Source organism: Pseudotabrizicola algicola, assembly GCF_010915705.1.
In the GTDB taxonomy this organism is placed as follows: domain Bacteria; phylum Pseudomonadota; class Alphaproteobacteria; order Rhodobacterales; family Rhodobacteraceae; genus Pseudotabrizicola; species Pseudotabrizicola algicola.
In genome coordinates this window covers 540,930-559,974 of record NZ_JAAIKE010000002.1, presented here as the reverse complement: position 1 = coordinate 559,974, position 19,045 = coordinate 540,930, and the positions used below count along the sequence as shown (strand labels likewise).

General features: G+C 60.6%; 25 protein-coding genes. 9 read left to right on the top strand and 16 right to left on the bottom strand.

What is annotated here, in order from left to right; all coding sequences use genetic code 11:
* The first annotated feature begins 58 nt into the window (after nt 1–58).
* The 3 genes from G3572_RS09250 to G3572_RS09240 are packed head-to-tail and all read left to right on the top strand — an operon-like array spanning nt 59 to nt 2,405.
* Nucleotides 59–598 (top strand): DUF721 domain-containing protein, encoded by a 540-nt coding sequence (locus tag G3572_RS09250; RefSeq protein WP_240335471.1) that lies wholly within the window; start codon nt 59–61, stop codon nt 596–598.
* Nucleotides 598–1,281 carry a DsbA family protein gene (locus tag G3572_RS09245; RefSeq protein WP_164611027.1) on the top strand — a complete coding sequence of 228 codons (684 nt, stop codon included), beginning with the start codon at nt 598–600 and terminating at the stop codon, nt 1,279–1,281. The genes G3572_RS09250 and G3572_RS09245 overlap by 1 nt, the downstream gene beginning before the upstream one ends.
* Complete coding sequence (locus tag G3572_RS09240; RefSeq protein ID WP_164611025.1) at nt 1,278–2,405, top strand: CaiB/BaiF CoA transferase family protein; 1,128 nt, start codon at nt 1,278–1,280, stop codon at nt 2,403–2,405. The genes G3572_RS09245 and G3572_RS09240 overlap by 4 nt, the downstream gene beginning before the upstream one ends.
* 13 nt (nt 2,406–2,418) lie before the next feature.
* Here the strand turns inward: G3572_RS09240 and lpxK are convergent, their stop codons facing one another.
* Genes lpxK through G3572_RS09225 form a run of 3 tightly spaced genes read right to left on the bottom strand, consistent with a single transcriptional unit; the run spans nt 2,419 to nt 4,847 of the window.
* Nucleotides 2,419–3,393 carry a tetraacyldisaccharide 4'-kinase gene (gene lpxK / locus G3572_RS09235; protein WP_164611023.1) on the bottom strand — a complete coding sequence of 325 codons (975 nt, stop codon included), beginning with the start codon at nt 3,391–3,393 and terminating at the stop codon, nt 2,419–2,421.
* Nucleotides 3,393–4,589, bottom strand: a complete 1,197-nt coding sequence (locus tag G3572_RS09230; protein ID WP_164611021.1) for a 3-deoxy-D-manno-octulosonic acid transferase — start codon at nt 4,587–4,589, stop codon at nt 3,393–3,395. Before G3572_RS09230 ends, lpxK begins: the two co-directional genes overlap by 1 nt.
* Nucleotides 4,590–4,601: 12 nt before the next feature.
* Entirely contained in the window at nt 4,602–4,847 is a 246-nt protein-coding gene (locus G3572_RS09225) for a DUF4170 domain-containing protein (RefSeq protein WP_164611019.1), read from the bottom strand.
* 327 nt (nt 4,848–5,174) lie between these two features.
* Here G3572_RS09225 and G3572_RS09220 point away from each other — a divergent pair, with 327 nt between their 5' ends.
* From G3572_RS09220 to G3572_RS09200, 5 genes are read left to right on the top strand one after another with little or no spacing between them, the layout of a single operon-like run.
* Nucleotides 5,175–5,735 (top strand): lytic transglycosylase domain-containing protein, encoded by a 561-nt coding sequence (locus G3572_RS09220; protein WP_164611017.1) that lies wholly within the window; start codon nt 5,175–5,177, stop codon nt 5,733–5,735.
* 7 nt (nt 5,736–5,742) lie between these two features.
* The gene (locus tag G3572_RS09215) at nt 5,743–7,818 is read left to right on the top strand and encodes a flagellar biosynthesis protein FlhA (protein WP_164611015.1); all 2,076 of its coding nucleotides are present in this window, start codon (nt 5,743–5,745) and stop codon (nt 7,816–7,818) included.
* The gene (locus G3572_RS09210; RefSeq protein WP_164611013.1) at nt 7,815–8,585 is read left to right on the top strand and encodes a flagellar biosynthetic protein FliR; all 771 of its coding nucleotides are present in this window, start codon (nt 7,815–7,817) and stop codon (nt 8,583–8,585) included. The genes G3572_RS09215 and G3572_RS09210 overlap by 4 nt, the downstream gene beginning before the upstream one ends.
* Before the next feature lie 6 nt (nt 8,586–8,591).
* Nucleotides 8,592–9,680: a flagellar type III secretion system protein FlhB gene (flhB, locus tag G3572_RS09205; RefSeq protein WP_164611011.1), complete on the top strand. Its 1,089-nt coding sequence runs from the start codon at nt 8,592–8,594 to the stop codon at nt 9,678–9,680.
* Nucleotides 9,677–10,006, top strand: coding sequence for a hypothetical protein (locus G3572_RS09200; protein ID WP_164611009.1), 330 nt, complete (start codon nt 9,677–9,679; stop codon nt 10,004–10,006). Before flhB ends, G3572_RS09200 begins: the two co-directional genes overlap by 4 nt.
* Before the next feature lie 121 nt (nt 10,007–10,127).
* On the opposite strand, the gene G3572_RS09195 is transcribed toward G3572_RS09200, so the two are convergent.
* The 9 genes from G3572_RS09195 to G3572_RS09155 are packed head-to-tail and all read right to left on the bottom strand — an operon-like array spanning nt 10,128 to nt 14,614.
* Nucleotides 10,128–10,601, bottom strand: a complete 474-nt coding sequence (locus tag G3572_RS09195) for a flagellar basal body-associated FliL family protein (protein ID WP_164611008.1) — start codon at nt 10,599–10,601, stop codon at nt 10,128–10,130.
* Between the two features lie 10 nt (nt 10,602–10,611).
* Complete coding sequence (flgH, locus tag G3572_RS09190) at nt 10,612–11,331, bottom strand: flagellar basal body L-ring protein FlgH (RefSeq protein WP_164611006.1); 720 nt, start codon at nt 11,329–11,331, stop codon at nt 10,612–10,614.
* A 9-nt stretch (nt 11,332–11,340) separates the two neighbouring features.
* Nucleotides 11,341–11,760: a flagellar basal body P-ring formation chaperone FlgA gene (gene flgA / locus G3572_RS09185; protein WP_205518651.1), complete on the bottom strand. Its 420-nt coding sequence runs from the start codon at nt 11,758–11,760 to the stop codon at nt 11,341–11,343.
* Nucleotides 11,760–12,545 carry a flagellar basal-body rod protein FlgG gene (gene flgG / locus G3572_RS09180; protein WP_164611001.1) on the bottom strand — a complete coding sequence of 262 codons (786 nt, stop codon included), beginning with the start codon at nt 12,543–12,545 and terminating at the stop codon, nt 11,760–11,762. Before flgG ends, flgA begins: the two co-directional genes overlap by 1 nt.
* A 9-nt stretch (nt 12,546–12,554) precedes the next feature.
* Nucleotides 12,555–13,265: a flagellar hook-basal body complex protein gene (locus G3572_RS09175; RefSeq protein ID WP_164610999.1), complete on the bottom strand. Its 711-nt coding sequence runs from the start codon at nt 13,263–13,265 to the stop codon at nt 12,555–12,557.
* A gap of 1 nt (nt 13,266) precedes the next feature.
* A complete protein-coding gene (locus tag G3572_RS09170; protein ID WP_164611321.1) occupies nt 13,267–13,533 on the bottom strand; it encodes a flagellar biosynthetic protein FliQ in 267 nt (88 codons plus the stop codon).
* A gap of 8 nt (nt 13,534–13,541) precedes the next feature.
* Nucleotides 13,542–13,832 (bottom strand): flagellar hook-basal body complex protein FliE, encoded by a 291-nt coding sequence (fliE, locus tag G3572_RS09165; protein ID WP_164610997.1) that lies wholly within the window; start codon nt 13,830–13,832, stop codon nt 13,542–13,544.
* A gap of 10 nt (nt 13,833–13,842) precedes the next feature.
* Nucleotides 13,843–14,223, bottom strand: a complete 381-nt coding sequence (flgC, locus tag G3572_RS09160; RefSeq protein ID WP_164610995.1) for a flagellar basal body rod protein FlgC — start codon at nt 14,221–14,223, stop codon at nt 13,843–13,845.
* 10 nt (nt 14,224–14,233) lie between these two features.
* Nucleotides 14,234–14,614 carry a FlgB family protein gene (locus G3572_RS09155; protein WP_164610993.1) on the bottom strand — a complete coding sequence of 127 codons (381 nt, stop codon included), beginning with the start codon at nt 14,612–14,614 and terminating at the stop codon, nt 14,234–14,236.
* Nucleotides 14,615–14,698: 84 nt separating this feature from the next.
* Between G3572_RS09155 and G3572_RS09150 the strand changes: the two genes are divergently transcribed.
* Complete coding sequence (locus tag G3572_RS09150; RefSeq protein WP_164610991.1) at nt 14,699–16,009, top strand: FliI/YscN family ATPase; 1,311 nt, start codon at nt 14,699–14,701, stop codon at nt 16,007–16,009.
* On the opposite strand, the gene G3572_RS09145 is transcribed toward G3572_RS09150, so the two are convergent.
* The 4 genes from G3572_RS09145 to G3572_RS09130 form a co-directional block, all read right to left on the bottom strand.
* Nucleotides 16,010–16,825, bottom strand: coding sequence for a DUF1217 domain-containing protein (locus tag G3572_RS09145; protein ID WP_164610989.1), 816 nt, complete (start codon nt 16,823–16,825; stop codon nt 16,010–16,012).
* A complete protein-coding gene (gene flbT / locus G3572_RS09140; protein WP_164610987.1) occupies nt 16,822–17,226 on the bottom strand; it encodes a flagellar biosynthesis repressor FlbT in 405 nt (134 codons plus the stop codon). The genes G3572_RS09145 and flbT overlap by 4 nt, the downstream gene beginning before the upstream one ends.
* A complete protein-coding gene (flaF, locus tag G3572_RS09135) occupies nt 17,223–17,600 on the bottom strand; it encodes a flagellar biosynthesis regulator FlaF (protein WP_354004009.1) in 378 nt (125 codons plus the stop codon). Before flaF ends, flbT begins: the two co-directional genes overlap by 4 nt.
* Before the next feature lie 67 nt (nt 17,601–17,667).
* A complete protein-coding gene (locus G3572_RS09130) occupies nt 17,668–18,978 on the bottom strand; it encodes a flagellin N-terminal helical domain-containing protein (protein ID WP_164610985.1) in 1,311 nt (436 codons plus the stop codon).
* Between the last annotated feature and the right edge of the window lie 67 nt (nt 18,979–19,045).

Genomic DNA, 19,045 nt, shown 5'->3' with positions numbered 1-19,045 from the left:
TGCCTCTGGCGGCGCTGCCCTGAGGCGATAAGATAGCGGGAGTGTCACAGGATACCAGATGGCCCGCAACGCGACCCATTCACAACAGCCATCACGCCGGATGCGGGGGTTTGAACCTGCCTTCGGGCTGATGAAAGACCCTGTCCGCGCGGCGGGAGAGTCGCGCGGTTTTGCCGTGGCGCGCCTGTTGACCCACTGGGCAGATGTGGTGGGCGAGGAACTGGCCAAATGCACGCGGCCTGTCAAGGTGGGCTATGGGCGTGATGGCTTTGGCGGCACCCTGACGCTTTTGACCACGGGGCCAATGGCCCCGATGATCGAGATGCAAAAAGAGATGATCCGCACCAAGGTCAACGCGGTCTATGGCTACAACGCAATTTCGCGGGTCTTGCTGACCCAGACCGCGCCCATCGGTTTTGCCGAAGGTCAGGCCGAATTTTCGCCCGCCCCCAAAGCGGCAGCAGCGGTCGACCCTGCGATAAAGGCCCGGGCAACCGAAACGGCGGCCCCGATCCAAGACCCCGGCCTGCGTGCGGCCCTTGAAGCCCTGGCCGAAAACATCTTAAACCGTCGCAAGACGACAGAAGGCGAGAAATGATGTCAAAGAAAGCAACCTTGGCCGCTGCGGCCCTTGTCATGGCTGGCGGGTTCGGCCTCTGGTCGATGTCGTCTGATCAAGCCGGACAGTCGCTGCTCCCCGTTTCCAGCGCCATGGCGCAGGACACTGCACCCGCTGCCGACACGCAGGCGATCGAGATCAAGGACATGACCCTTGGCCCGGTCGATGCCAAGGTAACTCTGATCGAATACGCGTCGTATACCTGCCCGCATTGCGCGAATTTCCACGCCAATGTGTTCAAGGACCTGAAGCGTGACTACATCGACACCGGCAAGATCCACTTCATTTACCGCGAGGTTTACTTTGACCGCTATGGCCTGTGGGCGGCAATGGTGGCCCGCTGTGGCGGCGAGATGAAATACTTCGGTGTGCAAGACATGCTTTATCGCGATGTCCAGAACTGGGCCGGTTCGGATGATCCGAATGTCGTCGTCGCCAATCTGAAAAAGATCGGGCGCACCGCGGGCATGGACGATGCCCAGCTCGATGCCTGCATGCAGGACGGCGCGAAGGCGCAAGCGATGGTGGATCACTACGAGACGGTGATGAAGGAGTATGAGGTGCAGGGCACCCCGACACTTATCATCAACGGCACCAAACATTCGAACATGTCCTATGCCGATCTGAAGGTCATTCTCGACGCAGAGCTTGCAAAGGAATGACGTCTCCGCTGGCCGGGGTTAAGGTCATTGAACTGGCGCGCATCCTTGCGGGCCCGTGGGCCGGACAAACCTTGGCCGATCTCGGAGCGGATGTCATCAAGGTGGAGGCCCCCGAAGGCGACGATACCCGTCGCTGGGGGCCGCCCTTCATCGAGCGCGAAGGCGACAGGTCGGCGGCCTATTTCCACGCGACAAATCGGGGTAAGCGCTCTGTCACATGCGATTTCCGCACCCCCGAAGGCCAGCAAACCGTGCGCCGTCTGGTGGCGGATGCCGATGTGGTGATCGAGAATTTCAAGGTGGGCGGTCTGGCGAAATACGGGCTGGATTATGATAGCCTGCACAGATTGAACCCCCGCTTGATCTACTGTTCCATCACTGGCTTTGGCCAGGACGGGCCCTATGCGCATCGCGCGGGATATGACTTCATCATTCAGGGCATGGCTGGACTGATGAGCGTGACCGGCTCTCCTGAAGGCCAGCCCCAGAAGGTGGGCGTCGCGGTGACCGATATCTTCACCGGCATCTATGCTGCTACGGCTATTCTTGCGGCTTTGCATCAACGGCACAGCACAGGCCTTGGCCAGCATATCGACATGGCGTTGATGGATGTCGCAGCCGCGACGATGGCCAATCAGGCGATGAACTATCTCGCGACAGGCTCCGCGCCCACCAAAATGGGCAATGCACATCCCAATCTGGCCCCCTATGCAGTCTTTGATTGCGCGGATGGCTGGCTGATCCTTGCGACGGGAAATGACAGCCAATATCAGCGGCTGTGCAAGATCCTTGGGTTGGCTGACATGGCGACCGCCCCTGACTTCCTGACCAACGCGGACCGCGTGCGCAATCGGGATGCCCTGACAGCCCGCCTGACAGCGGCAACACGCACTTGGTCAAAATCCGATCTTCTGGCTGCCTGCGAAGGAGAAGGCGTGCCCGCTGGTCCGATCAATGATCTGAAAGAGGTGTTTGCCGATCCGCAGATCGTGGCGCGCGGCATGCAAATTGCGCCGGATGGTGTGCCGGGGGTGCGCTCTCCGTTCCGCTTCTCGGGTGCAGAGCTTGCCTTGTACCGACCCGCGCCGAAACTTGGCGAACATCAGGCAGAGACAGAAAGCTGAGGGCAGGCCGGGGTCAAGCCAGCCCGGCGATCGCATGATCCAAGGCTGACCAATCCTCTACCTCCAACCGGACCACAAGCGTCAGGACCTTGGGCCGGAAACTCGCAGGCAGGCGGACCTGATCTTTCTCGGTGGTCACCAGTTGCGCGCCCAAGCCATCTGCTTCGGCTTCGAGTCGTCGCAGCAAAGTATCTGACAAGGGCTGATGGTCGTCGAGGGACACGGCCCGCACAATCTCGGCCCCTTGGCTCCGCAGAGTGGCAAAGAACTTTTCAGGATGCCCTATCCCAGCAAAGGCAAGCACGCGCTGCCCCTGCCAGTCCATGCCCATCTTCAACGGACGCAGCACACCGCGCAGGTGAGGCAGGGCAATCAGGTGGCCCCAATCGCGCTGAAACCGCTCTTGCGCCGCTGGGTCACCGATAGACAAAAGCGCATGCGCCCGTGCCAGTCCTGCCGCCACGGGTTCCCGCAACGGACCTGCGGGAAGGCACAGGCCATTGCCAAAGCCGCGCTCCGCATCGACCACTATCAAGGACAGATCCTTATGGACCGAGGGGTTCTGAAAGCCATCGTCCAACAGGATCAGCTTAGCGCCAGCTGCTTCGGCGGCCCGCGCGCCTGCCGCACGGTCCTTTGCCACCCAGGTGGGCGCGAAGGCGGCCAGCAAAAGGGGCTCATCGCCGACTTCGGCTGCGCTGTGCCGCAGCGGGTCGACCCTTACCGGACCGGCCAACGCTCCGCCATAACCACGCGATACAACCTGAGCGCCGGAAACCCGCATCAAAAGCGCAAGCGTCGCGGGTGTTTTGCCTGTGCCGCCTACATTCAGATTGCCAATGCAGATGACCGGAACCGACGCGCGATACCCGGTGCGTGCGACCCTGCGTGCCGTCGCAGCACCGTAGGCGAACCCCAAGGGCTGTAGCAATCGCGCGGCAAGGCCCGGTGCCGTTCGAGGGTTCATCCAGAACGCGGGCGGGCGCATCAGGTCTCTCCTGCCAAGGCACGGCGGACCACTGCCATCACCCGCTCGGTCACCTCTGCCCCGTCCGAAGCCACGATCCAAGCCGATTGCGCAAGTCGGGCCGCACGGTCTGGCGACAACAGGTCTGACAGGGCCTCGCCAAGATCTCCGGCACTCCCCACCGCGCGTGCCGCACGCGCTGCGCCAAGCCGCCCGAATGTGCTGCCAAACACACCCGGACGCGGTCCGTAGAGAATCGCCGAACCAAGCGCCGCCGGTTCCATCGGATTGCGCAGGCACCCTTGCCCCGCCAGACTTCCGCCCATGAAGGTGATCGGGGCAAGCCGATACCACAGCCCAAGCTCCGCCATGCCATCGGCCACGAACACCTCGACCTCGGGGTCGGGCTCCTGGTCCTCTGCCCGCTCTGCCACGATCCACCCCTCCTCGTCGGCAAGCCGCTTGGCCAAGGCAGGTGCGCGCCCTGGATCTTCCGGGGCAATGATCAGCAATAGGCGATGCGCCAGGCTTTGCGCAGCCCGGTGCGCGGCGATCACGGCGCTTTCCTCTGCCTCGGGCAGACCGGCGGCAAGCCAGACCGGCCTTGTCGCCAACAGCTTGGCCAATGCCGCGCGCTCTGCCTCGAGGCATGGCAGTGCAGCGCTGTCTTCTTCCATGCGACCGACCACACTGACCGCCGACAGCGCCGCCCCGTTCTTGCGAAATGCCCGGGCTGCGACTTCATCCATCGTCAGCACATGGCTGAACCCCTGCAGAGCAGACCGCATCAGCCCCGGGTACCACCCGTTGCGATCCTTCAACACATAGGGCGCCCGTCCGTCGACGATGATCGGACGCAGCCCGCGTTCCTCTGCGGCATGCAAAACGGCAGGGCGCAATTCGCCATCCGAAAACAGGGCTAAATCCGGTTGCCAATGGTCAAGAAACGCCCGCGCCTCGGCGGGACGATCCTCGGGCGGCTGCGCCCTGAGAATGCCTTGGCGTGCAGGCAAGGCATCCGCACAGGTCATCAAAACCGAGACATTTTCTTCATCGATCAGACGACTTGCAAGTTCCAGAAGGCCACGCGCCGTTTCGACGCTTGGGGCGTGCATCCAGACCAGCCGGCCAGTCGGCCGCTCCGCCCACACGGTTGCGATGGACGGCGCGCGCCGGGGACGCAAATTGTAAAGCGTCAGGCCAAGCGAATGCACCATCTGTCTGGACGATTACCGGCCCAGTTCTTCCGTGGGCGATGCTGGCTGCTCTTCATCCCGCAGGCGATGAATATGTGCGATGAAATAGCGCATATGGGCATTGTCCACCGTGCGCTGCGCCTCTGCCTTCCACGCCTTGTGCGCCGAGGCATAATCGGGAAACATTCCCACAATATGAATGTCGTTCACATTGGCAAAAGTCGATTTCGACGGATCTATCAATTCGCCGCCGAAAACCAAATGCAGCCGTTGGGTCATCTGTCCGCTCCGTCACTTTTGGGGGTTGCATCCACCATCGCGCGCAAGGGTAACGAGGCCAGAGGCAGGGTCAACCCCGCTTCCGGCCCGTAAACGTTTCCGTTTTGGAAAGATTCGCTTCGTATGGTCCGAAAGATCGCCAGAACGGCGCTTGCAACCACATAGGTGAATCCCATGCAACAAAGGCCCGTCTTGCTGCTTGGCTGGGGGCTGTGTTCTTGGCTGTTGCTTCAGGCGTGGTCACCACCCCTCGCATGGGCGCGCATGCCGGCAGGCGCAGCGCAGCTTTGCGATGTTGCTGCAGCAGATGCGGCCGCAAAAACCGGCGTGCCGCTCGACATTCTTCTGGCGATTTCACGGGTTGAATCGGGCCGCAACGTGGGTGGCGTTCTGTCACCGTGGCCTTGGACCGTCAATCAAGCGGGTGATGGTGCATTTTTCGACTCGTTGGGCGATGCAACAGATCATGTTCTGCGCGCCTTGGCGGATGGGCAACGAAACATCGACATCGGCTGCTTTCAGATCAACATCCGTTGGCATGCGGCAGAGTTTACCTCGCTTGAGGCGATGTTTGATCCTGACCAGAATGCCCACTACGCAGCGCGCTTTCTGCTGAAGCTGTTCGATGAATTCGGATCATGGGACGCCGCGATCGGCGCCTACCACTCCCGGCAAAGCGGGGCCGCCACTTCCTATCAGGCCAAGGTGTCGGCCCTGCTCGCAACGGTCCCCCAGACCCCACGTGCCGCGTCATTCAGCGACGATCAACCGGCCAGATCGGCCCTGCGCAGCAATCGCTACCCACTTCTTCGACCGGTCGGGGCGGGCGGGCTTGGCTCATTGGTAGCCAGCGCCCAAGACCGGCCCGCCGTGCCCTTGTTCCGGTAGGCTCATGATGACCGTCACGCCCACGCTCGCCCTGTTGTTCCGCCCCACAATCCTCCTTGCCTTGGCGCTCATGGCTGTCATCGTGATGATGGTGCTGCCTGTTCCGGCGTGGCTGCTCGATATCGGGCTTGCCCTGTCTTTCGCGCTCGCCATCCTGATGCTGACGGTAACCCTTTTCATCGAACGTCCGCTCGATTTCTCCGCCTTTCCGACCATCCTGCTATCCTCCCTGATGTTGCGCCTCTCGCTCAACGTCTCCTCGACCAAGCTGATCATCGGAGAGGGACACACCGGCACCGACGCCGCAGGCGCGGTGATCGCGGGGTTTGCCAGTTTCATCATGGGCGGCAATGTGCTGTTGGGTCTGGTCATCTTCTGTGTGCTGCTGATCGTGAACTTCATGGTCATCACCAAGGGCGCTGGCCGGATGGCCGAAGTGGGCGCGCGCTTTGCCCTTGACGGCATGCCGGGGCGACAGTTGGCAATTGATGCCGACATGGCTGCCGGAGCGATCGATCACACCGAAGCAAAAGAGCGGCGAGAGCGTGAACTGGCCGAGACAAACTTTTTCGGCTCACTTGATGGTGCGTCGAAATTCGTCAAGGGCGACGCTGTTGCCGGGCTTCTCATCACGCTTCTCAACATCGTCATGGGTTTGGTCATGGGAATATTCATCCATGACATGCCGGTTGCGCAGGCATTCAAGACCTATGCGATCCTGACGGTGGGCGATGGGCTGGTCAGCCAGATTCCGGCTGTCATCATATCGGTGGCGGCTGCCCTTTTGCTTGCACGGGGGGGCGCGAAAGGCGCGGCAGATGTTTCGTTCTTTGCCCAGCTCGGCCGTTATCCGGGCGCGTTGGGCACTGTGGCCGTGCTGATGGCTCTTTTTGCGCTCGTCCCCGGTATGCCTTTTATTCCTTTCATCCTGGGCGCGGCTGGTCTGGCGGCCACGGCGGTATGGGTCCATCGCCGCGATACGCACCGCAGCGCTGGCCCCCTTCCTGTGGCTGAACCCGTCCGCAAACGTATCCTTGGCGATGTCCTCGATTTTGACGAACTGCATCTGGAGTTTTCGCCTGACCTTGTGGCGATGGTGCTGGACCCGGCCACCGGACTGGATGGCCGCATCGGAAACATGCGCAACCATATCGCGGCCAGTTACGGGCTGATTTTGCCCGAAATACGCTTGACCGATGAACCGGCGCTGCCTCCCGGCACCTATCGCATCAAGATTCAAGGGGTAGAGCGGGTGACCAATCGGCTTATGCCCGACCGCTCGCTGATGCTCCTCAATGAAGGCATTCCGGCCCCGGACGGGATCGATGTCAGCGAACCGGTCTACGGCACTCCCGCCCGCTGGATATTGCCCGAACGGCAGGAGGATGCCGTGATCGCTGGGTTGACGGTGGTTTCCCCGCCCGAGGTGTTGGCAACCCATCTTCTGGAAGTCATCCGCGCAAATCTCGCCAGGCTTTTGTCTCTGCGGGGCCTGCGCCGCCTGTTGGACGAATTCGTCACCGTCTCCGACTCCGCGCGGGCCGATGCCAATCGCAAACTCCTTGATGAGATGATTCCCGAAAAGGTGCCGGTTGATCTGCTTCTGTCCGTCTTGCGGCTGCTCCTTGACGAAAGGGTGTCTATCCGCAACCTGCCGCTTATTCTTGAGGCAATTGCCGAAGGCAGGGGCCTGTCATCGCCCGAAGCGGTTTGCGAACACGTCCGCCACAAGATCGGCTTTCAACTGGTGGCCGAGCTCAAGCGCCAAGATGGCACCATTCCCCTGATCCAGATCGCACCCGAATGGGAAAAAACATTTTTATCCTATCAGGTTGAGGGCGAGAGGGGCCAGAGTGACATTGCACTGCCCCCCGACCAATTCGCGCGCTTGTCCGGCTTGCTTGCCGAAAAGGTGAACCGCGCTGCCGAAGGCGGCATAACCGCCGCAGTGGTGACGACTACCCTACGGCGGCGCTTTGTGCGGACTGTCTTGGCCGCAAAGGGTCTGACCGCGCCCGTTCTCTCCTATGATGAAATCGGGCTTGAAGCGCGCCCTGCCATCGTCGGCCTCGTTCCGCTATGAACGAGATTTTGTCGCTGCTTCTGTCATATCACAGTCAGGCGGCTGAACAGGCCGAGGCTGCTGCGCTCCTCTTCCTTCGGATCGGCGCGGTGATGGCCACCTTGCCCGCCTTTGGTGAAACGGTTGTCCCGGCGCGGATCAGGCTGGTTCTCACCCTTATGTTTTCTGCCGCTGTTTTCCCCGCGGTGCAGCCCGACCTTGCGGGCATCGCTCTGGGTGAGGCTTTTGCGCCGGAAGTGGCCATAGGGCTCGTCCTGGGTCTGATGGTGCGTCTCTTTATCCTCTCGCTGATGACGGCCGGGGCCATTGCCGCCAATGCCACCTCGCTCTCACAGCTTTTTCCCGCCGGAGCGGAGGCGCAGCCGGCGATTGCCAAGCTGCTCGTCATGGCGGGCCTTGCGCTTGCGCTTACCGCGGGCCTTCCCCTGCGCGTGATTGACTATCTTCTGCTCGGTTATGATCTTTTGCCTGCGGGGATATGGCCATCGGCCGCGCTTCTGGCAGACTGGGGCGTTGCCCAGATCGCGCGCGCCTTCGCGGTCGCCTTCATGATCGCGATGCCCTTTGTGATTGCCTCGCTGGTTTACAACGTAGGCTTGGGCGTCATCAACCGCGCCATGCCGCAACTGATGGTCATGTTCGTTGGCGCCCCGGCGCTCGGTCTTGGCGGGCTGATGCTGATCGCCTTGGTCGCACCGCTTGCCCTGTCGGTCTGGTTGCAAATGCTGAAAACATTCCTCGCAGCACCCGCTGCACCGCTCCAGTAGGCCAAGATGTCGAAAGCCGAAGATCAAGCCGCGGCCGACAAAGAGCATGAACCGACAGAGAAAAAGCTGGCGGATGCGCGAAAGCACGGCGACGTTCCGAAATCGGTCGAACTGATGGCGGCTGCGGCCTACGCCGGCCTGCTGCTTGCAGTTGCCATCGGGGGGCAGGCCATTCAGGGCGCAGCTTTTGCCGGCAAGGTGCTGATCGATCAGGCGCCCGAGATTTCAAGACTGGCTGCAGCCTCTGCGCGCAGCTTTGTGGGCGGCCTGCTCTACTCTGTGCTGATGCCGCTTGCGCTGTTCCTTGTGGCTCCGGCAGTGGCTGTTGTTCTTGCCGTTGTGGTGCAGCGCGCGTTTGTCTTTACCCCTGACAACCTTATGCCGATGCTGTCGCGGATTTCGCCTTCGGCGACGGCAAAGAAGAAATTCGGCCCAGAGGGTCTGGTCGAGTTTGCCAAGAACTTCGCAAAGCTCTCCATCGTCAGCATCGCGCTCGCCGTGCTGTTATACGGCCAGTCCGACAGCATTCTTGCGACCGCCACACTCGATCCGCGTCAAGGTCTGGTGCATCTGATCGCCTTGCTCGGTCAATTTTTGCTCTGCATCATCCTCATAACCGCCGTGATCGGCGGGGCAGATCTTCTCTGGCAGCGTCATTTGCACATGCAGCGCAACCGCATGTCACGCAAGGAGCTGATGGACGAAATGAAGGACAGTGAAGGTGATCCCCTCAACAAGCAAAAAAGGCGTCAGCGCGGGCAAGAAATCGCCATGAACCAGATGCTTGTGGATGTGGCGACCGCCAATGTGGTTATCGTGAACCCGACCCATTATGCTGTTGCCTTGCACTGGAAGCGCGGGGCGCGGACGGCACCCGTGGTTGTCGCCAAGGGCGTCGATGAGATCGCGCGCCGGATACGGGAAACAGCCGCCGAGCATGGCGTTCCTGTCCATTCCGATCCACCAACGGCTCGCTCGATTTTTGCGACGGTCGATATCGGTCAGCCCGTTGCACGGGATCATTATCGCGCTGTGGCGGCCGCGATCCGCTTTGCCGAGAAGATGCGAAAACGCAGCAAGGAGCGCGTCCAATGACTCCCAAAGATCGGTTGAGACGGTTGGAAAAGATCACGCTCCTTTTGCGGGAACGCGAGTTGTCGCGCTTGGCGCAGGCGTCTGCGCAGAAGACCCGCACCGAGGCTCAGTTGATGGCGCTTGACAAAACCGGCGCACCACATGGCCTCGATCCGGTGGTCGCCGCCCAGGTTACAGATCGGTTTGGCCTTTGGACGACCAATCGGCGCATCTTGCTCAACCAGAAGCTGGCGCGGGAGACGGTCGCCTGGATGGAAGCAAAAACCGAGGCGCAGCGGGCCTTCGGGCGCGCGGAAGTCCTACGCAAGCTTTGCCTGAAACCTTGAACCGCCGGCAGTTGACTGCTCACGAGTCCCGTCACGGGTGACCTGCGGCAACTTTTCCTGTTCCGTGGCCGCGCCCAAACGCGGCCGCCGTTGCCAGGCCTTTCTCGACACCCTGCGACGCTTAGCTGTCCTGGCGGATCATATCCGTAATCAGAACGCTCTTTATCTTGTCGCCCATGACCTTGCTTGCAACTTCCTTCAGCCCGACGCGCAGCGTGACAAGATTGTCTGCATCCGTGAATGATCCGCGGAAGCCACCAGTATTGGCATGATCGAAGAGCAGTTGCAGGAAGCCATCACGCAGCTTTGGTTCTTGCGCGTAGACCTGCTCTGTGGCGCCGAGCGAGACCTCGAGGCTCAGGGACAGAATGACGAGAGAGCTGATCCGGTTCTTCTCGACCACCGGAACGATGAACTGGTTGGTCAGCTTGACAAACTCTGATATGGGCTCGCCGGGTTTTGCGGCCTCACCCTCGGTTGTCGTTGTCTCGGTGTCACCCTCGGCAGCCTCTACAGGCGGGCGCAGGAACACGCCGGCACCAAGCCCGGCGCCTGTGCCAAGCACCACAAGAATGATCGGGAGGAGCTTTTGCATCTGTATCGCCTCAGAACGGCAAGAGAATATCGGTGATCTGCTGGCCGTAGCGCGGTTGCTGCACCTCCGAGATCTGCCCGCGGCCGCCATAGGCTATGCGCGCGCCGGCAATCTTGTCATAGGTGACCTCATTGGTTCGGGAAATGTCAGCCGGACGCACATAGCCTGTCACGATCAGTTCCCGCAGTTCAAAGTTCACCCTGACCTCTTGTTGGCCTTCGATACGCAGAACCCCGTTCGGCAACTTTTCAACCACCGTCGCGGCCACCCGCAAAGTCAGCTTTTCGTTGCGCGAAACCGACCCCTCACCGGAAAACGTGGAAGCGGAGTTGGTTTTGACAGCCTCTGCCATCGTCGCCCCTTGCGGGAGCTTTTTATCGAGCCTCTGCGGAATGCCAAAAAGTTGCGGCATGCCCATCGACTGGCTACCAGTGCGGGATCGTCCGCTTGAATTCGAGATTTCCGCGCTGTCATCGATCTCGATCACGACCGTCAGAATATCCCCCCTGTTCCCTGCGCGCCTGTCACCCAGGAGCGACGCCTGTCCGGCGGTCCAGAGCGAGGAGGCATCTGATACACCTGACGGATCGGCCTGTTCCGGCAAGGGATTGGAATACATCGCATGATGCTGGTAACTCCCTTCCAGCGCCGTAAAATCAGGGGCTTTGCCCACCTGATCGAGAGAGGCGCATCCCGCCAAAAATGTGAGAGAACACAGTGCGACCCGCATGGTTTGACCTTATCCTTCTGATGGGCTCACGCTGACACTGCCATCGGGCATGATCCGCCCCTGAACCGTGTTGCGTGACCCGAGATTGACGACCGGGATGACATCGCCAATACCGCCACGGTCGAGCGCACGCCCTTCCGTGAAGATGGCCAGCGTTCCCGAGACGAATGACAATGAGACGACTTGATTGCGCTGCACGATCGCGGGCGGTCCGACCTGCTCGGCGCGAATGGGGCGGCCGGGGTAAAGGGCAACCCGTGCCTCCTTTCCAATGATCGCAGCGATGTCCGTTACGCTTTGCGGGATGACAGCCTCGACCACGGAGAGATCCTCTGTTGCGATCACCTGACCCGCCCGGATCACCCGGTTGGCAACCACTGCATCCGCAAGCGCCGGAAACGGAACGAGGCAAAGCAGCAACCAGCGCATCACCGCACCTGTGTGGTTGCCGACAGCATCTGATCGGCGGCGGTGATCACCTTGGCATTCAATTCATAACCACGCTGCGCCTTGATCAATTCCGTGACCTCTCGCACGGCATCAACCGAGCTTTCCTCCAGATATCCCTGCCGCAGCGTTCCCAGCCCGTTCTGGCCGGGGGCTGCCTGCAGCGGAGGGCCGGACGCTTCGGTTTCCGCAAAAAGGTTGGAGCCCATCGCCTCCAGACCCTTTTCATTGGTGAAGCCGACAAGAACCAGCTCGCCCAGCAGCTCCGGTTCGACCCGATCCGCGAAGTAGGCGTAAACCTCGCCTCCGGAATTGATCGCAAGTGAACGCGCGTCGGACGGAATCGTGATCCCCGGCGCAACCTGATTGCCCTGCGAGTCGACGATCAGACCCTCGCCCGTTCGTTTCAGAGCGCCGTCCCGGGTGTAGGCGGCAATACCGCCCGGTAAAGTCACCTCGAGATAGCCCTGTCCTTCGATCGCAACATCAAGATCGCCCCCTGTCTGTGTCAGTGAGCCCTGGGACAGGATCACGGAAACCGCCGCGGGCCGCACGCCAAGACCCAGCTGAACGCCGGTGGGAAGCATTGTGCCGTCGCTTGCGGCAATGGAGCCGGGACGCGCCAATTGCTGGTAATGCAGGTCGGCGAAGTCGGCCCGGCGGGCGTTATAGCCTGTCGTCGACATGTTAGCGAGGTTATTGGCGACCACATCCACCCGCATCTGTTGGGCAGCCATGCCCGTTGCGGCAATTTGCAGGGCTTTCATCGGCGCCTCCTATCGACCAAGTGTTTGAATAACGGTGCGTTGCCGCTGATCTTCGTTATCGAGGAATTTCTGGCCCAGTTCATAGGCACGCTGCACCGCAATCATCCGGGCAATCTCGGAGACAGGTTGCACGTTGCTGTCCTCAAGGAACCCTTGGCGGATGACGGGAGTCTCGACCGGCTCTACGTCATCCGCTGCGAACATCGTGCCGGTCTGGTGTTGCAGCGTCAGCGGATCGACCGGTCGCCAAACGCCAATCTGGGCCACCGGCTGACCGTCGGCCGAGATTGTGCCATCGGGCGCGACAGAAACCGTTCTTGCCCCGAATGGAACCGGCACCGGTGCGCCTCCGGCATCCAAGACGGCATGGCCGTCCTGTGTCACCAGCACCCCTTCGCCAGAGGCGGTGAAGGCTCCGGCGCGCGTCAACCGCTCGCCTTCGGGGGTGGCGATCAGGAAGAAGCCCTCGCCCTGTAGCCCAAGATCAAACGTTCCTCCGGTGTGCGACAACCCCGCTTGGGAAAGATCGACCTGCCGGGCATTTGCATAGGCCATCGACAGCGACGGCTCGTCCTCAAGCCGCGCGATATACTCGGAAAACACCACACCTTCCCGACGAAAGCCGGTGGTTGATGCATTTGCAATGTTGTTGGCAATCACCTGCATTTCCCGGGTGAGGCCGGATTGCCGGGTGAGGGTCGTATAGCCGGGCGTTTCCAATTCAGCCTCCTTCGATCAGCGGGATGATGGCATCGGTAAAAAAGGTAACGAGGGTGGCGGTCATGAAGCTCATCGACACCCAAAACACGATCAGCATGGCCCCGACTTTTGGCACGAAGGTCAGGGTCATCTCTTGGATAGAGGTCAATGCCTGAAACAGGCCCACGGCAACGCCAGCCACCAGCGCAACTATGAGCAGAGGGGCAGAAATGATGACGGCAATCCAAAGGCCCTGACGAAGGATGTCAAAAATGGCTCCTTCTGTCATGACGCTGGTCATACCGGCATCCTCAGGATTTCCTGATAGGCCTCCACCACCCGGTCGCGCACCGTGATCACCGTGTCGACAGCGGTTTGAGAAGAAGCCAGCGCTTCGACCAAGGCATGTGGATCGGCCCCGCCTGTCATCGCAGCGCGGGCCACATCCTCGCCCCGTGCAAGTGTTTCGGAAAACGTCCCGAGGAAGCGTGCGACACCTTCTTCGGCCGAGTTCGGCAGCGGATCGGGGGCCGCTGCCGAACGGGTCTGCGCATAGGCCTGAGCGGCCATGGACTTTTTGATATCCATTCTGGATCTCCTATCGACGGATAAGATCGAACAGGCTTTGCGTCATCTGCCGCGCCTGATCGAAGAGCCTGAGGTTCGCCTCGTAGCTGCGCTGCGCTTCGCGCGCGTCAGCAATCTCGATCACCAGATCGACGTTCGATCCATCATAGTGACCGGTCAAGTCAGCCAGGGGGTGGCTTGGGTCATAAACCTTTGGCAGGGCGGTTTGATCCAGCCGGACCTTGCCAACCGAAACTGCCCCCGTCTCCACTTCGGACTGAAAGGAAACCAGTTTACGATGATAGCCAGGCGTGTCGGCATTGGCTATGTTTTCAGAGACATGCCGAAGTCGTCTGGCCTGCGCCTCCATCCCGGAGGCGGAGAGCGAAAGGGCCTGCATCAGATCTGTCATGTTGCCACCTTCAAGTGTTGCGGCCAAGCGATGTACGAATGATGGCGGAGGTGCTGCGATAGACAGCCAGAGCCATTTCGTGGCTCTGGCGGGCCTCGATCGCCTTCATCATTTGCAGGTCCAGTGAAACATCGTTGCCATTCGGGGCCATGCCGGTGCCAGAGGGCACGGCACGCGCCATATATGAACGATCATTCGAAAAGTGGCCCGGGCGCGTTGAATTTACAGCAAACGGGGTCTGGTCATAAAGCGCGCCAAAGGCGGGTAGATCCATTGCGCGAAACCCCGGCGTGTCAGCGTTGGCAATATTGCGTGCCACCACTTCAACCCGCGCGCCGGAGTGGGCTGCAAGTGCCTGTGCCATTCTGGTCAGTCCAAGTTTCTCAAACATCGGGGCTTCTCCCTCGATCCGCTTCACCAGTTCTTAGGGGTGATTCCTTTAGAAACTGTAATCAGCGAACAAAGGGAGAATCCCGTGGCCACAATTTTTGCCCCACTGAACCATCACATCACGCAGATTGGTTTGTCGGTGCCGATCGGTCGAATACAGCGCGTCTCTGGCGGCACGATCTCTGTCCGTGGTCTGCAACACGCGGCTGCCTTGGGGGACCGGATCTCGATCGGTCGCGAAGCATCAGCGGGTGGAGAGGTGATTGGTATCAGCGCAGACAGTCTGACGGTTCTCCCCGATGAGAACATGGACGGCCTTTGCATAGAGGGTGAAGTCGCGCTGCTTGGTCCGGCCCGCATCGCGCCAGATGACAGCTGGATCGGGCGGGTGATTGACCCGCTCGGGCGACCGCTTGACGGCAGGCCGTTGTTCTCGGGCGGCACATTTCGCAGCCTGATCGCACCACCACCGCCACCCGCCCAAAGACGGCGCCTGGGCGAACGGTTGAGCACGGGAAAAGCCGCGTTTGATACCCTATTGCCGATCGTTCGCGGTCAACGCATCGGGCTGTTTTCCGGCTCTGGCGTCGGGAAGTCGAGCTTGCTTGGCAGCTTCGCGCGCGCACTTTGCGCAGACGTGGTCGTGGTCGCGCTGGTGGGAGAGCGGGGGCGAGAGCTGCGCGAGTTTACTGAAGCAGTCCTTGGGCCCCGGGGAATGCAGCGCTCCGTCGTGGTCGCGGCGACGTCGGATAAATCGCCGCTCTTGCGCAGGCGCTGCGCGCTTACCGCGATGGCTGTTGCTGAACACTTTCGTGACAAAGGCTTGCACGTGCTCTTGCTCGTCGACAGCATCACCCGCTTTGCCGAGGCACATCGCGAAATTGCCTTGGCCGCGGGTGAGGCGCCAAGCTTGCGGGGCTATCCCCCGTCATTGCAGCACGCGATCATGGCGCTCGCAGAACGGGCTGGCCCGGGTGCTTTGGCCCAAGGGGATATTACGGCCGTTTTCACGGTTCTGGTTGCTGGCTCTGATATGGAAGAGCCTGTTGCCGATGTATTGCGCGGCGTTCTTGACGGGCATGTGATTCTTGACCGCCAGATTGCTGAAAGGGGCCGCTTTCCTGCCATTGATCTTTTGCGATCCGTCTCGCGCAGTTTGCCTGCTGCGGCAAGTGATGTGGAAAATGCCCTTATTGCGCGCACCAGAAGTCTGCTTGCAGCCTGGGACCGCGCAGAAATGATGGTGCAGGCAGGTCTCTACCAGAGGGGAAGTGATCCGCTGGTGGATCAGGCTATTCGCCTTTGGCCCGCGTTAGATGCTTTTCTTGCCGAGGACGCACCGGACAATGGCGTTGAAGGGAGTTTTGCGCGGCTTGCAGACTGTCTGCAAGGATGATCAGGGCCTCCGAAACGCCCGCGGGGCTTGCTGCAAGAGGGTCAGGGCGATCTGCCCTGTTTGGAGCGAGGATGCGCTCTCGCTGATCTCGGACCGCACCAGAAACTGTCTTATCAGTTTGTCGACTTTCGCGGGGTCAATGAATTGATTCACATCCCCCGAGCCAAGCAATGCTTTGCTTCGCGCCTGAAGAGTTTCTGCCTGCTTGTCGATATTGATCGCGCCGAATGACGCAGGAAGCCCAAAGGCGCGCTCAAACACGGTCCTGAGCGGCGGATTACCCATGATGGTATACCATTTTGAAAGCGAGGAGGCGCTTGTTTTTGCAAGCTCGGGGAGTTCCCGCTCCAGATTGAGGGCAAGCCGCATGTCTTCGTTCTGGGTTCCCACAGCGACGGCGAATTGCTGCTTCTTGTAAGATCCCAGAATCTTGTCAGCAAAGTCGGAGAGCTTGGTGCTCGGGGTTGCGAAGTTCCCGAAGCCGAAAGCATTGGAGAATTTTTGATATTGCTTATTGGCCAGTTTGTTGGCGAGCGAGTCTGTCTTGAGCGTGCCGCCTTCAAGAATTTTGCGGATGAAGAACTTGTTCCCGATGTCCGCTTCCAGCCCAAACGCCCCGAGAGCAACGCGCAGCAACCTTGGGTCATTCACCAGTTGCTCAGCGGTGGTGATGCTGCCGATCTTCTCGCGAAAATACGCCTCATCCCTCCGAACGGACGGTTGCGCATTGAACGTGGCGGTTTGCTGCGCCATTGTGCGTTTGAGGAATGCCCAACCTGCATATCCTCCAATCGGCAGAACCGGTGTGAAACTCATTCTTGCCTCACCGCCAAAAGCCGCTCCTCCCGTGGCAAAAGGCTGCGAAGACATTTCAGAGTTTGGTAATGCTGCTCTTCCAGAACGGCTTTGCTTGCCAGTGAAAGCTGTAACCTGCTGTCCGGGTCGGTCAAAACCTGGCTCAGCTGCTCGATGCCGCGCAACAGCTGCAAGTGCGCCTCTTTGGCCGACACATCGCCGGACAACACAAGCTGCGCGATGTAGCAGACCCGCCTGACCGGCGTGTTCACCTCTTCCGGGTGGATCGCATCCCGCAGCCTCAGAATATTGGCATTTGGGGTCATGATTGCCAGTCGTGACCGTCGGTCTCCGTTCTCAACAACTGCGCCGTTGATCAGAACCCTCTCATGAGGGCTGAGTTTCAAGACAAGACCGGTCATTTTGTGACCCCCTGTCCGCGCAAACCGCGCATAACTGCGGTGTTCACATCAATCAGCACCTCGACCGAACCGGCGCCATCCAGTATGCGGCGGGTATGCACTTCTGAAAACTCATAAAGATAGAACAGTTGCGCCCGCAAGGAAGCCGGCAGCGCGTTGCCCGGCGAGGCCACATCGCTCGCCAAGGTGGACCAAAGGGCCAGATTGTCGGCCAAGGCCTGAACCAAGGCCGGAAAATCAGAGCTGCGGCCTTGCCATGTGGCCGACATTTTTTGTGTGGCGCGGGCCAATGCCTCGTATTCGATGCTGCGCAAGGGGCGCAGGCTGGCATCCGGGCGCGTATACCCCGTTTTGGTGTGAATGAGCGCGTTCACGGCGAATCCTTCGCTTTGCATCATCATGGGTCAGGGGTGGGCCGGGGTGTCCCCCCGGCCCTGGCCATCAACGGAAGAGTGCCAGAATGCTCTGTGGTGCTTGGTTCGCGATCGACAGCGATTGTGTTGCCAACTGCTGCTGAACCTGCAGCGCCTGCAGACGGGCCGATGCCTCTTCCATGTTGGCGTCGACCATCGAGCCGATGCCGGATTTGAGCGAGTCGACCAGTTTGCTCACATACTCCGTCTGGGTGTCGATCCGCCCCCTGACCGAGCCGAAGGTTGCCGCCGAGTCGACCGCTTTTTGGATCAGACCTTCCACCGCGGCCAAGGCGCCCTTGGCCCCACTTTCCGTGCTGACATTCAGGGTGCGCAGCGCTTCCAGACCGCCGCCGATGGTGTTGCCGGCGTTTGCGGTCACGCTCATCACGTTGACTTGAATGGTGTCGGTCGCCGTGGTGGAGTTCGAGGTGATCGAGAGGCCGTTGCCAGACGCGCTGATCGAAAGCGCATCCGGCGAGAGGTTGTTTTCGGCGGCGAAGCGCGCATAGGCGTTGGACAGGGCCTTTGCCACATCGGCTGCCGTGTCCCCCTCACGGGTGACATAGCGGATCTGGCTGGCGGCAGCTTCGGTCTGGGTTGCGGCCGCCGCTGTCGACGTCCGGAAGGTGGCCTGGTTGAAGGTGCTGTTGTCAGCATCCGTACCGAAGATGTTCAGCGCATAGGCCGTGCCCGCAGCAAAGCCCGCCGCCGAGCCACCAAGCGCAAGCGTGGCAGACCGGGTGGTGTTGTTCAGCGTGGTGGTGGCGACCGCGTTGTTGAAGGTGCCGCCCGTGGCCGCGATAGCCGAGGCACCCGTGCCAAGGTCTTGTTTGGTTACGCCAATCGTGCTGGCTGCTACGCTTCCGCTGCTGTTGCGGTCGAGCGAGCTCAACACCGAGACCGTGCCGGAGCCGGCGGTGGTCGAGGCGTTGGAGAGCAGGTTCAGGCCGTTGAACTGGGCTGCGCCCACCACCGAGTTAATCTGGTCACGCAGCGCCGAAATATCGGTCTGGATCTTGGCACGGTCAACGTTGGCCTCTTGCGCGGCGACGATCTTGCCCTTGATGGATGTCAGAAGGTTTGTCACCGTTTCGGCAGCGTTCTGAGCGACCGCGACGGTCGAAGAGCCCAAGGCGAGGCTATCGGAAATGCCCTTGAAGCCTTTGACATCCGACTCCATGATCTTGGAAATGGCCCAGACCGCCGCGTTGTCCTTGGCGTTGCCAACGGATTTGCCGGTCGAAATCTCGGACTGGACCTGGCCCATGTTCTTGTTGATCGCCTTCATGGTCTGGAGGGCAACCATCGCGCCATTGTTGGTCAGAATGGAAGACATGTTCGTTTCCTTCACAAATGCCGCGCTTTTCGCGGCCAAAGCTGCCATCTTGCGACGGCTGGAAGGG

Bases quoted from the DNA above. Each gene is read 5' to 3' on its own strand.
- G3572_RS09230 (WP_164611021.1), bottom strand. From the start codon at position 4,589: ATGGTGCATTCGCTTGGCCTGACGCTTTACAATTTGCGTCCCCGGCGC.
- G3572_RS09200 (WP_164611009.1), top strand. From the start codon at position 9,677: ATGACTCCCAAAGATCGGTTGAGACGGTTGGAAAAGATCACGCTCCTT.
- G3572_RS09250 (WP_240335471.1), top strand. From the start codon at position 59: ATGGCCCGCAACGCGACCCATTCACAACAGCCATCACGCCGGATGCGG.
- G3572_RS09170 (WP_164611321.1), bottom strand. From the start codon at position 13,533: ATGACAGAAGGAGCCATTTTTGACATCCTTCGTCAGGGCCTTTGGATT.
- flgH (WP_164611006.1), bottom strand. From the start codon at position 11,331: ATGCGGGTCGCACTGTGTTCTCTCACATTTTTGGCGGGATGCGCCTCT.
- G3572_RS09145 (WP_164610989.1), bottom strand. From the start codon at position 16,825: ATGAGTTTCACACCGGTTCTGCCGATTGGAGGATATGCAGGTTGGGCA.
- G3572_RS09195 (WP_164611008.1), bottom strand. From the start codon at position 10,601: ATGCAAAAGCTCCTCCCGATCATTCTTGTGGTGCTTGGCACAGGCGCC.
- G3572_RS09225 (WP_164611019.1), bottom strand. From the start codon at position 4,847: ATGACCCAACGGCTGCATTTGGTTTTCGGCGGCGAATTGATAGATCCG.
- flgC (WP_164610995.1), bottom strand. From the start codon at position 14,223: ATGACAGATCTGATGCAGGCCCTTTCGCTCTCCGCCTCCGGGATGGAG.
- G3572_RS09215 (WP_164611015.1), top strand. From the start codon at position 5,743: ATGACCGTCACGCCCACGCTCGCCCTGTTGTTCCGCCCCACAATCCTC.
- G3572_RS09245 (WP_164611027.1), top strand. From the start codon at position 598: ATGTCAAAGAAAGCAACCTTGGCCGCTGCGGCCCTTGTCATGGCTGGC.
- G3572_RS09130 (WP_164610985.1), bottom strand. From the start codon at position 18,978: ATGTCTTCCATTCTGACCAACAATGGCGCGATGGTTGCCCTCCAGACC.
- fliE (WP_164610997.1), bottom strand. From the start codon at position 13,832: ATGGATATCAAAAAGTCCATGGCCGCTCAGGCCTATGCGCAGACCCGT.
- flgG (WP_164611001.1), bottom strand. From the start codon at position 12,545: ATGAAAGCCCTGCAAATTGCCGCAACGGGCATGGCTGCCCAACAGATG.
- flbT (WP_164610987.1), bottom strand. From the start codon at position 17,226: ATGACCGGTCTTGTCTTGAAACTCAGCCCTCATGAGAGGGTTCTGATC.
- flgA (WP_205518651.1), bottom strand. From the start codon at position 11,760: ATGCGCTGGTTGCTGCTTTGCCTCGTTCCGTTTCCGGCGCTTGCGGAT.
- flhB (WP_164611011.1), top strand. From the start codon at position 8,592: ATGTCGAAAGCCGAAGATCAAGCCGCGGCCGACAAAGAGCATGAACCG.
- lpxK (WP_164611023.1), bottom strand. From the start codon at position 3,393: ATGCGCCCGCCCGCGTTCTGGATGAACCCTCGAACGGCACCGGGCCTT.
- G3572_RS09240 (WP_164611025.1), top strand. From the start codon at position 1,278: ATGACGTCTCCGCTGGCCGGGGTTAAGGTCATTGAACTGGCGCGCATC.
- G3572_RS09155 (WP_164610993.1), bottom strand. From the start codon at position 14,614: ATGTTTGAGAAACTTGGACTGACCAGAATGGCACAGGCACTTGCAGCC.
- G3572_RS09210 (WP_164611013.1), top strand. From the start codon at position 7,815: ATGAACGAGATTTTGTCGCTGCTTCTGTCATATCACAGTCAGGCGGCT.